Here is a 13722-nt window from a genome sequence, read left to right as displayed (position 1 = left end):
CATCGGGTGGGTACGGCGCGCGGAAAGCCCTGTGGTCACAGCAGGTTTCGCGACAGTGTGCGCCTAACCCGCCATACGATCGTTTTGAGATAAAACGGGATGCGATCAGCGGCCGATTCGAATACACCACTCGACAGATGACGAGAGAGTCCATCGCCTTCGACCAACCGATCCTGTGTTTTCACTATAGAGGCCCGATTGTAATCGGCCGGGTACCGCCCATTCGGTCCAGTAGAGTCTTGAATGTGGTCTCCGCCGTGTGGGCATAACCCGAAGCCGGTGTCGGCAACCCCACTCTCTCGATATCGACGGTGTCGCGGACGAGGCCGGTCGTGTTGCTCACTTTCAGAGTGTCGAAATAAGAAACCGCCTTGCGCTGCACATCGGCCATGATCCTATCGCGCCATTCCACCGGCATATTCCACAAAGCCTGTTTGAAGGGCAGTAGCGCCCGTTTGCGGGTGGCATGATAAAAATCCTCGTCGCTCATGTGGGGCTGCCGTTCTCCCGGCCATTCGTTATCGATCCAGCGGTAGATGGCGTTTTTCAATCCCGGGGCGAATGCCTCGTGATCGAAGATCAAATCCTCGAACGGCGCCGCCAGGTGAAGCTCGCCGACATTGTGCTCTGGAAATCTCGGAAACAGCGTTTCGGGAATCGGCATTACCCCGCTGCGCACCGCAAGACCCAGGCCATATTCCCGGCGGGCGATTTCGCCGATGTCCCGAAGCAGTTCAAGATCGACGTCCGCCGCCCCCTTGGCTCCGCCCAGCAGAACGATGATCTTGGAAAGGTCTTTCTTGCCCCCGGGAATGCCGACCTGGTCGTAAAAGCCATCCATGAAAGCGCGAAACTCGTCCGCGATCAGGTTTCCGTTGCGCATCGCCCTGATTTCGGCACCGATATCGACAGAAAGCCCCGCCGGCTCGATCTCCCGGATGAACGCGACCAATTCGGCGCATTCGCGGCTGCTTAGCTGCTGCTCGGCGACGCTCGGGCGGGAAAAGTCCGCGAGGCCGGACGTATCGAGATCGATATTGAAAATTCCGGCGGTGACCGCCTCCTCGATACGTTCTTTGAGCCTATCGATCTCGTCATCCCGGCTGACCCGATAACTGGCAGGGCCGACCCGAATGTGGTCTCCCTGTATGAACACGGCGCGTCGATAACCCTCCCGAAGGGCCGCGGCCAGGATGCAGGTGACATATTCGGCAGGCGGCTGGTAGCCGTAGGCCACGATTTCCTCGTCGTATCCGAAGCTGAAAGCGCCCGCGCCCGTGTCGTGCGCCGCACGAAAGCAGGCCCTCGCCGCATCGTAGCTGAGCGCGTGCAGCCCCAGCACCGGGATCGTGAACGGCGGCACCGCTCCCCGGATCGCTGCCTCCTGTAGCCCTTGGATCGAGGTCGGATAAATGACCTCTTTGGCGGCAGCTTCCCGGATCAACCATTGCAGGAAATATCTGAGTTCTTCGTCTTCATGGAAGACTGCGTTGTAGACCAGGCGGTCGACACCTGTTTCCCGCAGCTTGTCGGCATCGACCACTTCGACCTCGTTTCCCTTGATTTCGAGAACTCCCCTGAGGGTGCTCTCGATATCGACAGCCGTTCGAAACAGCATGGCTTTGCTCCTCTTGATCTGAGGGAGAAAAATCGGGCGGGACTCCGGTCATTCGCTTGTCGAAGACACCAGCATTTCACGCCCTGCCGATGCGTATTCGATACCATCGGCGCAAATCCGAAGCCCCGAGATTTCATCGCGGCCGCCTTCCGCGTCCGGCAAATCCGTAACCCACACCCATCCCCCGCGCTCCCGCCAGCGCCATCCAGGCGATCGACGGTCTTTGCCGGGGTCTTTTCCAACCGCCGTGCACACTCGCAGATTCCGGCATGGGTTCGAACAGATTGCCTGATGTCGGTGGAACGACGCGGTCTTGAAAGTGCTTCGCTTCGACCACCCGAGCCGCCAATCGGTCGAATAGGCCGGGCACGATCCGCCAGGCAACGATCGCTGCCCTGATGTTGGGACCCACGATGACCTCTCGGCGCGGCGCGAGCGCGGCCGATACGATGGCTCGGGCAATTGTTTCGGGGTCATAGACCGGCCACATGGGTTCGGCCGCGCGTCCCATGTAATTGCCGGCCTGTTGAAACAGGGGCGTGTCGGTCGCCGGCGGGAGCACCGTGACAACATGGATGTCCGGCATGTCCCAAAGCTCCTGCCGTAGGCAATCGGACAGCGCGACGATGCCGTGTTTGCTAATGACGTAAGCGTTGGCGAATGGCTGGGGCATCTTGCCGACCCCCGAAGAGACATTGACGAGCACACCGTCTCCTTGCTCCCGGAACCGCGGCAGAATCGCCCGTGCGCCGTGGACACAGCCCAAGAGGTTGGTCTCGATCACCCGCCGGAAATCCGCAGCCGGGGTTGCCTCGAAACGACCGAAGAGACTCACCGCCGCATTATTGATCCAGAAATCCACCCGCCCGAAGGTTTCGACGGCCCGTCGCGCCAGAGCTTCGACCGCCTGCGCGTCGGTCACATCGACCGGCACGGCCAATGCCTGCCCGCCAGCCGCCTCACACTCCAGCGCCAACTCCTCGAGCGCCTCCTCACGGCGCGCGGCGACGACCACCGCCCCGCCCGCCCGTACGAACGCCAGCGCCGCGGCTCTGCCGATACCGCTCGAAGCACCGGTGATCACGGTAACGGTATCCTCGATCCTGCCCCGCATGACTGTTCCTCTACGCAACAGGCTTACTAGAAGCAGACCCGGCGTCATAACGTAAGTTCTCTATCGGCAAGGGGCAATCGACCGGGTTCCTTTAGCCAAGATACTCGAACCGGCCAGCGGAGACCGCTAGGCACGCGGTACCTTCTCGGCTGTCGAAAATGAGAGAAGGACCTCGAACATGAGCTGGCACAGTCTATCCATAGACCGGACTCTTGAAGAGCTGAGGACGCGGGCGGAAGGCCTTTCCGGCGACGAGGCCCGGCGCCGTCTCGCCGAACACGGTCCCAACGAGATCTGTAAAGGACGGAACATCTCGCCGCTTAGAATTTTCCTAGCCCAGTTCAACGATTTCCTGATCTATCTCTTGCTCGCGGCGGCGGTTCTCTCGGTCGCCGTGGGTTTTCTGCCTGGCTCGGAGCCCGAATACACCGAAGCCGCGCTCATTCTGCTCATCGTGTTGGCCAACGGGATTTTCGGCTTCGTGCAGGACTACCGGGCCGAGAAAGCGATGCAGTCGCTCCGGAAGCTCGCCACGCCCGAAGCGCGTGTGCTCAGAGATGGAAAAAAGGTCACGCTGCGGGCGGCCGAACTCGTTCCGGGCGATGTGATCCTAATCGGCCAGGGCAACCGGATTCCGGCCGACGCCCGTTTACTCGAGGCGCATAGCCTGGAAACGACCGAAGCCTCGCTGACCGGGGAAAGCGCGACGGTAGCCAAACAGCGAGCCCCGGTGGACGAAGACGCGCCTTTGGCCCAGCGCAGCAATATGGTGTTCATGAACACCGATGCGGTGAGAGGACGGGCCAAGGCCGTGGTGGTGGCCACGGGCATGGACACGGAGGTGGGCGCCATCGCTGCCGAGATCGAGAGGGCCGAACAGCCGAGAACGCCGTTCCAAGAGGAGGTCGACCGCCTGGGAAAGCAGATCGGATACGGCATTCTGGGTTTAATTGGGGCCGTAGCATCCGTTCAGTACTTTTTCACCGAGACCGGACTCCTCACCATCATCCTAGTGGCCGTCACCCTGGCCGTGGCCGCTGTACCCGAGGGTCTGCCCGCTGTGGTGACGCTCGCCCTCGCTCTGGGTTCGCAAAGAATGATCAGGCAGAACGCCCTGGTTCGGCGGCTTTCGGTGGTGGAGAGCCTGGGCTCGGTGGACGCGATCCTGACCGACAAGACGGGCACGCTCACGGAAAACCAGATGACCGTCAAAAGGCTTTATTTCTCCAGCCGGGTCTACGAGGTGACGGGAGAAGGCACGAAACCGGAGGGCGATTTCCGCCTGGACGGCAAACCCGTGCCCGCCGAGGCGCTGGAACCGCTCTTGGTATGCGGGGCCGTCGCCAACGATGCGGAACGTAGCGAGGAGTCCGGAAAGGCAGGCTATTCCGGCGATCCCACGGAAGTCGCCCTCCTGGTCGCGGCCGCTAAGGCCGGCATAGACCCCGAGGCGGAACGCTTACACGAGGTTCCTTTCTCATCCGAGCGCAAGCGGATGACGGTGATCGCAAAAAAAAAGAGCAGCCGTCGATGGCCTATATGAAAGGCGCGCCGGAGGTGGTGCTGGATCGATGCGGTTCGGTTTGGCTGGACGGCGAGGCCAGGCCCTTGGATGAGGAAACCCGGCAGGCGATCCTGGACCAGAACAAGATGTTTGCCAACAGCGCCTTTCGCGTTCTGGCCTGCGCTCACAAGGAAGTGCAGGAGACAGAGCGGAACGAAGACGAGACCGAGAGTGGGATGGTCTTTCTGGGCTTGCAGGCCATGATCGACCCTCCCCGCGCCGAGGTCAAGGAAGCGGTCCAGGACTGCCGAAACGCGGGCATCCGGGTCATCATGGTCACCGGCGATAACCCGGCGACGGCCAAAGCCATCGGGACACAGCTCGGATTCAGCCCGGAAGGCGCCATGACCGGTACGGACATCGAGCGCGTCGCAGAGCAGGAACTGAGAAAAATCGTGGAGCGAACCGAGGTCTTCGCCCGCGTTTCGCCCCATCACAAAGTTGCTCTCCTGAAAGCGCTTCAAGAAAACGGTCATCGGGTGGCCATGACGGGTGACGGCGTGAACGACGCCGCCGCGCTCCGCCATGCCGATGTCGGGATCGCCATGGGTCAGCGCGGGACCGACGTGGCCAAGGAAGCGTCCGACATGGTGCTGCAGGACGACAATTTCGTCACCCTGCGCAACGCCATCGCCGAAGGACGGGGCATCTTCGACAACATCCGCAAGTTCGTCAATTTCTTGCTTTCGGCGAACGCCGGCGAAATCCTGGTCGTCTTCCTGGGTATATTGGCGGGCACGGCGCTGTTTCCGCAGCTTTTCGGGGGCCAGAGCGAGGCTTTGATTCTCACGCCGGTGATGCTGCTATGGATCAATCTGGTGACCGACGGTCTTCCCGCCCTGGCCCTGGCCGCCGACCCCAAGATGCGAGGCATCATGAAACGGCCGCCGCGCGGTTCGGGCGAATCGGTGATCGATCGCCGCATCGTTGTCTCGATTCTCGGCTTCGGCCTACTCATGGCCGCGACCGGGCTGCCGCTGTTCTTCCACGGTCTCATGGATGCGGGCGAGCCGATACTGGCGCAGAGCCGGCTCTTCACCTTCATCGTCGTCGCCGAGATGGTCCGAATCCAAATTATTCGGACGCGCTACGAACTTTCGATACTGTCGAATCCGTGGCTGGTCGCCGCCGTGATATCGAGCTTCGCCCTGCAGGCGATCGTCCTTTACACGCCGGCGAACACGATCTTCGAGGTAACGCCCCTCGCTCCGGTAGACTGGCAATGGATCGGCACCGCCTTCGCGGCCTTCCTGTTCCTCGGTGTAACGTTGGAGAAGAGTCTCGATCGGATATTCGGCAAGCCAACCGAATGGGTGCCGAAAAAAGCGCTTCCAAAGAGGAAACCGGTCCCGGTGGGACGCGAAGAACGATTGCTGGAATTTTATCTATTGAGCAAGACCTTGCTCGAAGCCTACATCGCGAGCTTCGGCAAAGAAGCCGTGGAAAAAGTCGCGGCCGAAGGCAGGGCGAGCGAAAAACTGGAGGCTTACCGGATACTAAGCGAAACCTTGCTGAGAGCGTACGAGGAACTCCGCGATGATTAAAGGAAAGGCGGAACGCTAGGACGCATAGTGTCTGGAAGTCCATCCCGATATGGACGAATGAACGCTTTCGTTGAACGATAATCGAGGAGGAAACACCGGATTTCGGTTTCACCGCCTTGTCGCTTGACTGCGAGTAGGTGCAGGTGCATTGTTGACGTCGGAACTAATTCGAAATTTGAGGTTCCATCGTCAATTAACTCGCGAAGCGAGCTTCATAAGCAATCGTACAACTTGGTTCTAAGGAGGGTGCCATGTCAGACTCAAGGTTCGTTCCCAGCCGCCGCCAAGCCATCAAAACCGCGCTGCTTACGGTGATAACCGTTTCCCTCAGCGGACTCATGCGACGGGGGCAGGCTCAGGAAACATCCCCAGCGGAAGGGCAAAAACTTTCGCCGAACGATCCGATGGCCAAATCGCTCCATTACGTGGAAGATGCGAGCAAGGCCAAGCGGCCGCCACGAGAGGGCACGCCGGGTGAACAGCAGTTCTGTCACAATTGCAAGTTTCTCCAGGCTGGAGAAGGTGAATGGCGCCCGTGCAGCATCTTCGGCGGCAAGCTCGTATCCGTTAACGGCTGGTGCAGTTCTTGGCTGAAGGCGGGCTAAAACCGGCCCAGTGAGTCAGCACAGGTGCGGAAGCCCCGTACCTGTGCTGGCTAGCTTCGGAGGCGCTTCGCCACCCCCACCGCTGATGCGTAACGCTGACCGGATTCATCCCGTTCGCGCTCTATCCAGGGATGCTGCGCTCGGATTCGGTTAGGTGCCCGATCAATAGAGTAAGGAGACGCAATGAAAACGAACCCGATTTTCCGCCTACTGCCAGCATTAGCCACAAGTTTCAGCGTCCTGCCACTGCAAGCGGCGGACCCTGCATATCCCCCGCCTTTTTCCGAGGTCGACAAGGACAAGGACGGATACATTTCAGCGCGTGAGTCCAAGGCGGTTTCCGGTTTGCCGGTGTACTTCATGACGCTGGATCAGAACAGTGACGGGAAGCTCAGTCCCGAGGAATACGAGGACCTTAAACTCCTAGCGCCAGACCCAACCGATACCGCCATTTTGACACCCTAGGTTACCCTCCCGTAGGCTGCTGTCCAGAGCCGGTCTCGCGAGTCCGTGCTCGCCTTGCCAGGTCGGAGGGGCTTGAGACCTTCCGGAATGGGTCCCATGTCGTATCGCTCAAATCGTTGACTCGCCTCACCGTTCCGTATTCGCGGCCGGCCATGGAAACCGTCGTGTTTATGGGGATTCAAGCCGCCGGAAAGTCGACGTTTTTTAAAGCGTATTTCGTCGACACGCATATCCGGATCAACCTCGACATGCTGCGCACCCGGCATCGGGAAAGGCTGCTGATTGCCGCCTGTCTGGGCGCGAAGCAGCCTTATGTGGTGGAAAATACCAATCTGACTCGAGAAGACCGCGCCCGTTATATTCCGCCCGCCAAACGCGCCGGGTTTCGCGTCGTCGGTTACGCCTTCCGAGTCGAGCTGGAGGAGGCTCTGGTTCGGAATGCTTTGCGGAACGTACGCCGCAGGGTGCCGGAAAAAGCCATCCGAAGCGCGTTTCGGCGCTGGCAATCGCCAGCCTGGGAGGAAGGGTTCGATGCCTTGTTCGAGGTGAGGAGCAGCGGCGGCGAATTTCAGATAGCACCGATCCCACGCGAGGGTAAGCCGCCGAAATAGGCTGCGAACGGGGACCTTCCACATTGCCTGACCTAGGACCAGCAACTAGACTCAATCACGTTAGATAAGAAATTCAGGAGGATTCATGTACGTACCCTTCCAGCCTGTTCTCGCGCTGGTCATTGGTATATTGATCTTGCTTATGCCGAGATTATTGAATTATCTCGTAGCGATCTATTTGATCGTCATCGGCATATTGGGACTGATGCACCGATGATCCCAGTTCGGAGATGCCCGCTTTGGGCCGGGCGACCGCCCGAACGATCAGGACTGTCGGTACCCGTCCGGTCAAGTCAGCATCAGATCGATTTACAGCCTATGCTGGTTGGCTTTGTCTCGCGATAGCGCCCTCTCAATCACGGAAGCTATGGGTTGAGGAAGCTCTGATTCGGTACTTCGGCATGCCCGTCTTCAGCCGAGTCGAAGGGCTCCGGCCGAACGGCTTCGAAGCAGTCACAAGGCTCTGCAGGCGGAACTATCTCCTCGCCCCACCATCGTAGTCTATGGAAGGCTGAGGCTTGAACATCCCGAACCGAAGACAAGAACCACCGGCCGGGGCTTGCCCGTACGACAACGGACACCGTCCTGGCAGGTGGTCAAGCAAGGGGGTCCCAGGCAAAAGGCCGGAACCCTACCGCTGGAAGCAGCACGATTTTGTGGGACCGCCCCGCCTTCCTCATGGTGAGACCGGCTAAATCCATCTTTCCGCCTGACGATGAAACGACCGAATGCCCAATCCTCCGTAGCTTCGCGTGCCGATGTCGAGCGGATCTATCCCCGCATGGTGGAACTGCGCCGAACGCTGCACCGCTATCCCGAATTGGCCTTCGAGGAAGTTCAAACGGCTCGCGTGATCATGGAGGAACTCGATCGGCTCGGCATTCCGTATGAATACGGCGGCATCGGCGGCGGCATCGTGGCCCGGATTACGGGCAAGCCGGACGGTGTCACCGTGGCCTTACGGGCTGAAATGGACGGTTTGCCGGGCTTCGAGAGCACCGGCCTGCCTTTCGCTTCCGTGAATCCGGGCAAGATGCACGCCTGCGGACACGACGGGCACATGGCCATGGTGCTCGGGGCGGCGGCCCTGCTCAAGTCCAATCCGCCCCCTGGTAACGTCCTGTTGGTTTTCCAGCCGGCCGAGGAGCGCGGCGGCGGCTCAAGGGTCATTCTGCGCTCGGGAGCCCTTTCAGGCGTCAAAGCCATCTTCGGCGGGCATCTGACGGGGCATTACCGGGTCGGGGAAATCATGGTCACTCCCGGCGTAATTACCGCCCAGTCGGATGGCTTCCTTATCCAGGTCCAGGGACGCGGTGGCCACGGGGCGAGACCCCACGAAGCCGTGGATGCGGTCGTGGTCTCGAGTCTCCTGATCGTGGCCATACAGACACTGGTCTCCAGGGAAGTCAACCCCGTTTATCCGTCAGTGATCACCATCGGTCAGATCAGCGCCGGCAGCGCCCCCAACGTCATCGCCGAAACCGCGACGCTGCGCGGCACGATGCGCACCACCCTGCCGGACGTGCGAAAACGGCTCATCGGAGGTATCGAACGTATGGCCAAGGGTATTGGGGACCTCCACGGCGCACGGATCGAAGTGATCATCAACGAGGGCTATCCGCCCGTGGTGAACACCGTCACCGAAGCGGAAATTGCCCGGCGCGCGGCGGCGAAGGTGGTCGGTGAAAAGGGTCTCGTGACCATGGAATATCCCAGCATGGGCTCTGAAGACTTCTCCTACTATCTCCAGGAGATCCCGGGCTGCTACGTGAGACTGGGCGCACTCCGAGACGGGTGGGAACATATTCCCTTGCATAGTCCCGCCTTCGACTTCGACGAGGAAGCGATGAAAGTCGGGGCGGCTTTCTTCGATCAGGTGGCGCGCGACGCCATCGAAGCATATGCAGGGTGACGAGCTAGAATTCGCCGGTTCGGAATATCCTACGGTTGGAATCGAGATCGAGTTTCAATTGCTCGATTCGGACACGCTCGACCTGGTCGACGGGATTCTTCCCCTGCTGCAGAGCTTTTCCGAAGAACCGCGCATCAAGCCGGAATTCACCCAGTGCACGGTAGAAATCAATTCCAGCGTTTGCACCACTATCGATCAACTTCGCTCGGATGTTACCAACCTGGTCAGTGAGCTGAAACGTCACTGCGAGCGATTGAATCTTGCACTTTGCGGCGCCGGTACGCATCCCTTCTCGCTACATCCGGCCGCAATAACGCCCTTGCCCCATTATGTCGAGATAGAACAGCGTATGGTTTACCTATCTCATACGCTGAAAACCTATGCCCTCCACGTCCATGTCGGCATGCCGTCGGGCGATGCCGCGGTAGGGGTTATGAGTCTGCTGAAGCCGTTCCTGCCCATTCTACTGGCACTCTCGGCCAGTTCGCCGTTCTGGCAGGGCCAGGACACCGGCTTCGCATCGTTCCGTCAGCGCATCCTCGCGGCAATGCGCGACTATGGACTGCCGCCGAGCTTCGCCTCTTGGCGCGAATTCGCCAGGTGCTTCGATAACCTGCGCGCGGCTGGCGCCGCTCATGTAGTACGGGACATCCACTGGGATATCCGACCGAACCCTCGCTTCGGTACGCTCGAGGTCCGGGTCATGGACGTCCAGCCGACCCTGCGCGAAACATTCATGCTCGCTGCGTTGGTCCAGACGCTGCAAGTTTATCTGCTCCGGTGCTGGCAGCGCGAAATACCAGCACAGCCCACAATTCTGCAGCAATGGTGGGCGCAAAAGGAAAACTGTTTTCGGGCCTCTCATCATGGCGTGGAAGCGCAAATCATCGTCGATGAAACCGGTCACGTCCGACCGATCAAAGCCCTGGCACGCGAGCTTTTAGCCGGCTTGGCAGAAACCGCCGAAGAGCTAGGGACCAAGCACTGGCTCGATCAGCTCGAAACCTGGCTCGACACCGCGCAGAGTTACCTCCGTCAGCGAGCGGTCTTCACCGAAACGAAATCATTGCGAGAGGTTGCGGCCCGCCTGGTCGCCGAACTGGACGAGGAATTGCTCATATCCTGAGCCTGCCGGCTAAAGTACCAACGAGGGTGAAATGCCCGAATGGACGCAGCCTTTTCGCGCATCGCCCAAAATAGCCGCGGCGAGTGACGCGTAGATGCTGGATTCGAGGATGGCATTTTTGTTGCTTTAATAAGAACAGCGTCGGACGGGCACTGAACCTCGGGCCCCCTCTTCCTCCACGGCTATCGTCCGTCCGCGCCAGCTATTACACCTCACTGGGTTGTACCGCGCCGCCAAAAGCGGTGCTTTTTTTGCGAAAAACTTGATCCGGAAAATAATCCACCGCCGCCTCCTGCTCCAGACCTAAGAGTCTATCCCAATAGGCCGTTGCCCTGAGCCTTTCGGGTGAACCCAGGCCAGGCTTATCGAAGGGTTTCTTAAGCCCATTTGGATAGACTCTAAGGGTCAGGCGACACCAAAAAATGCCGCCCCGACGACACGAGGAATTAACCCCCGTCGCGAGCAAAGAGGTCGCCAAGAATTGGGGCGGGTTAGCCCCTCGGCTCCGCATAGCCAGCTTTTTCGAGGTGTCCGGCGGGTTTCGGCCCTATCGGCCTAACCCGCCTTACCCAGTGCTAACTCCCTTCCCCCAATGCGAGAAGGGATTTAGGTAGGATGAGCAAGGTCTACATCAAAACCGCGTCCGGGTTCAACGCGAAAAAACCCAAGAGCCCATAGCAGGCAACAGCCAAAACCGCATGGGCCATCAGTACCAACCTGGGCGCCGTTTTCCCTTTCTTGACTGCAAAACCCATCGCCAGCCCTAAAAGGATAATGACGACGGCCATGCCGATATTGGCGTACAACCGCGTATCACCATCCAAGGCGGCGGCAATCACCAAAGCGGAACCCAGCAGCGCGGCAGCAGCATGGACCAGCGCGTAAGCCGCCCCCACACGTTGCCCGCGCCAGACGTCCCGAATCATCATCAAGCCCATGGCCGCTACCAGGGTAAAAACAGCGAGTGCACCCATCAACATAGTTGGAGTCCTCCGTGGAATGAAACGTTGAAAAGCAATGTGCGCCCTAAGCGATGAAAGAATCGAGCCAACTCGCAGGCGACAAACCAAGTGGACGAGAGCGCGGCGGCACAACCGGCGGAAAAGCCGCGCGGAACAAGGGACACCACTACATTCCAGGAGCGCGGAAAACCGTTGGACGATGCTGAACTTCATTCAATCCCGCGTTGCAGCCGGCCGGTGGTGCCGCCATACAGCGGCAAATGACTGTGGCACATGCGGGGTTTGACGGCATGAACCTCACGGCGCACATTCCGCTGGAAAGGCGTGCTCCCCTGCGGCGGTTACTGGTATTTTGGATTGGTCCGTCTAACGCATTGGCGAGAGACTCGCGCCGATTCATCCCGAACCAGCCGAAGCCAGTAGCCCGTATTTTATGCAGTGAAATCCGGGGAGTTCGAAGCACCGAACATCCCAGATTTCGCAAAACTCCATCCAGGCTACACTGGCTTCACCGGTGAAAAGATCTAGGCGGGAGATATCTCGTTACCACGGTCCGTCGGCTTCTGTGATCCGCACGCATCGCGACAATGACGCCTACTCAACGCGAGCAACCTCCATACGGCCGACTATGACATGAGAAAGGGGCTTTTCCCTCTAGTACTTGCATCAATCGTCGATTGCCGAGTCCAAGGAATGACGGTCCGGCGCTTCTGGCCGGATCCTTGGTTAGGAGACGAAGATGGCGAAAAAATATCGGGTGACGCTGACCTGTGAGGAGCGGCGCGAACTGGAAGGGTTGGTCAACAAGGGCAAGAGCGAAGCGCGAAAACTGGCCCATGCCCGGATTTTGTTACAGGCCGATGAAGCCGAGGGCGGGCCTTGCCGCACCGATGACGAAATTGCTCGGGCGTTAAACGTCCACGTTCGTACGGTGGAACGGGTGCGGCAGCGGTTCGTGGAACAAGGTCTGCCGGCGGCCTTGGTGCCCAAGCCGAGCGAACGCGTGTATCCCCGGCGGCTGGATGGTGCCCAGGAAGCCCGGCTGATCGCGCTGGCTTGTTCGCCGCCGCCGGAGGGCAAGTCGCGCTGGACCTTGCGGCTCTTGGCTGAGCGTCTGGTCGAGCTGGAAATGGCTGAGACCGTCTCGTACGAAACGGTCCGGCGCGTGCTGAAAAAAACGAACTCAAACCGCACCTCTGCAAGCGGTGGGTCATTCCGCCGAAAGCCTCGGCCGAGTTTGTTGCGGCCATGGAGGATGTCCTAGAAGTTTATCAGCGGCCGTACCGGAGCGAACGGCCGGTCGTCTGTTTGGACGAGACCTTTATCCAGCTGATCGGCGAGGTCCGAGAACCGCTGCCGAGGGAGCCGGGGCGGGTGGCACGTTATGACAGCGTCTATGTGCGGAACGGGGTGGCGAGTGTGTTCTTGGCCTTCGAGCCGCTGGCCGGGTGGCGTGACGTTCAGGTCACCGATGGCCGGACCCGTCAGGACTTTGCCCAGGTTGTGCGAACCCTGCTGGAGGGGCGCTATCGGGAGGCAGATAAAATCGTGTTGGTGATGGATCAGCTAAACACCCATTCGACGGCGCGCCTCTATGAAGCTTTTGCGCCGGAGGAGGCTCGACGGCTCGCCGAGCGGCTGGAGATTCACCACACGCCGAAGCACGGGAGCTGGCTGGACATGGTGGAAATTGAACTCAGCGCTTTGGCCCGCGATCTGCCGGAGCGGATCGGCGAACGGGCCGACCGGGTCCGGCATGTCGCCGCCTGGGCGCAGCGCCGTAACCAAACCCAAGTGAAAGCCAACTGGCAATTCACCACGGCCGACGCGCGGATCAAACTCCGTAAGCTTTACCCCACGTTTGACGGGTGACGGAGCACTAGGCCGGGAAGACCAGAACCACTGAAACGCGCCAACCACGCCAACTCTTCGCCGCCCAGGTCTCAAAAGAAAAAAGGGATGCCCTATCAACGGCATCCCGATAGACCGAGGAGATCTCACGTACCCCGTGGTTCGAGTGGAGGAAGAACCCGAGGACCCCACGAGACCAGAACAGATTAGACAGCTTAAATATTTGATTCAATGGGACATTTTGTCGCACACCATGTGTGCCTTATCCCACAGCACACTGAGCGGTATAACATCACCGACGGCTATCGGAAACGGCTTCGATTTGCGTAAGCCGTTGAGATCTCGTCCAA

Annotated in this window: 12 protein-coding genes; 9 read left to right on the top strand and 3 right to left on the bottom strand. The window is 59.7% G+C overall.

The window, feature by feature from the left end:
* Nucleotides 1-184: 184 nt before the first annotated feature.
* Nucleotides 185-1618 (bottom strand): hypothetical protein, encoded by a 1434-nt coding sequence (locus QEN43_RS03385; RefSeq protein ID WP_026611965.1) that lies wholly within the window; start codon nucleotides 1616-1618, stop codon nucleotides 185-187.
* A gap of 133 nt (nucleotides 1619-1751) precedes the next feature.
* Entirely contained in the window at nucleotides 1752-2780 is a 1029-nt protein-coding gene (locus tag QEN43_RS03380; protein WP_156912905.1) for an SDR family oxidoreductase, read from the bottom strand.
* Between the two features lie 130 nt (nucleotides 2781-2910).
* Here QEN43_RS03380 and QEN43_RS03375 point away from each other — a divergent pair, with 130 nt between their 5' ends.
* The 8 genes from QEN43_RS03375 to QEN43_RS03340 all read left to right on the top strand — a co-directional run bounded on the left by QEN43_RS03375 (nucleotide 2911) and on the right by QEN43_RS03340 (nucleotide 10559).
* Nucleotides 2911-4275 (top strand): cation-translocating P-type ATPase, encoded by a 1365-nt coding sequence (locus tag QEN43_RS03375; RefSeq protein WP_317963702.1) that lies wholly within the window; start codon nucleotides 2911-2913, stop codon nucleotides 4273-4275.
* Nucleotides 4263-5840, top strand: coding sequence for a cation-translocating P-type ATPase (locus tag QEN43_RS03370; RefSeq protein WP_317963701.1), 1578 nt, complete (start codon nucleotides 4263-4265; stop codon nucleotides 5838-5840). The genes QEN43_RS03375 and QEN43_RS03370 overlap by 13 nt, the downstream gene beginning before the upstream one ends.
* Before the next feature lie 251 nt (nucleotides 5841-6091).
* A complete protein-coding gene (locus QEN43_RS03365) occupies nucleotides 6092-6445 on the top strand; it encodes a high-potential iron-sulfur protein (protein WP_026611964.1) in 354 nt (117 codons plus the stop codon).
* Between the two features lie 183 nt (nucleotides 6446-6628).
* On the top strand, nucleotides 6629-6910 hold the full coding sequence (locus QEN43_RS03360; RefSeq protein ID WP_036269295.1) for an EF-hand domain-containing protein: 282 nt from the start codon (nucleotides 6629-6631) through the stop codon (nucleotides 6908-6910).
* A 152-nt stretch (nucleotides 6911-7062) separates the two neighbouring features.
* Nucleotides 7063-7521, top strand: coding sequence for an AAA family ATPase (locus QEN43_RS03355; protein ID WP_026611963.1), 459 nt, complete (start codon nucleotides 7063-7065; stop codon nucleotides 7519-7521).
* An 85-nt stretch (nucleotides 7522-7606) separates the two neighbouring features.
* Nucleotides 7607-7738, top strand: a complete 132-nt coding sequence (locus QEN43_RS03350; protein WP_084162371.1) for a DUF3096 domain-containing protein — start codon at nucleotides 7607-7609, stop codon at nucleotides 7736-7738.
* Between the two features lie 498 nt (nucleotides 7739-8236).
* Nucleotides 8237-9433: a M20 metallopeptidase family protein gene (locus tag QEN43_RS03345; RefSeq protein ID WP_084162369.1), complete on the top strand. Its 1197-nt coding sequence runs from the start codon at nucleotides 8237-8239 to the stop codon at nucleotides 9431-9433.
* Nucleotides 9423-10559, top strand: a complete 1137-nt coding sequence (locus QEN43_RS03340) for a carboxylate-amine ligase (protein ID WP_026611961.1) — start codon at nucleotides 9423-9425, stop codon at nucleotides 10557-10559. The genes QEN43_RS03345 and QEN43_RS03340 overlap by 11 nt, the downstream gene beginning before the upstream one ends.
* Before the next feature lie 626 nt (nucleotides 10560-11185).
* On the opposite strand, the gene QEN43_RS03335 is transcribed toward QEN43_RS03340, so the two are convergent.
* Complete coding sequence (locus QEN43_RS03335; RefSeq protein WP_026611959.1) at nucleotides 11186-11539, bottom strand: hypothetical protein; 354 nt, start codon at nucleotides 11537-11539, stop codon at nucleotides 11186-11188.
* A 721-nt stretch (nucleotides 11540-12260) separates the two neighbouring features.
* Here QEN43_RS03335 and QEN43_RS03330 point away from each other — a divergent pair.
* Nucleotides 12261-13393, top strand: a protein-coding gene (locus QEN43_RS03330) for an IS630 family transposase (RefSeq protein ID WP_449814795.1) whose coding sequence is annotated in 2 segments (ribosomal slippage) — nucleotides 12261-12693 and nucleotides 12693-13393 — 1134 coding nt in all. Because the reading frame shifts where the segments join, the coding sequence is not laid out codon by codon here.
* Nucleotides 13394-13722: the final 329 nt, after the last annotated feature.

It is taken from the genome of Methylocaldum szegediense (assembly GCF_949769195.1).
Taxonomy (GTDB): domain Bacteria; phylum Pseudomonadota; class Gammaproteobacteria; order Methylococcales; family Methylococcaceae; genus Methylocaldum; species Methylocaldum szegediense.
This window is presented reverse-complemented; position numbering and strand designations above follow the sequence as displayed.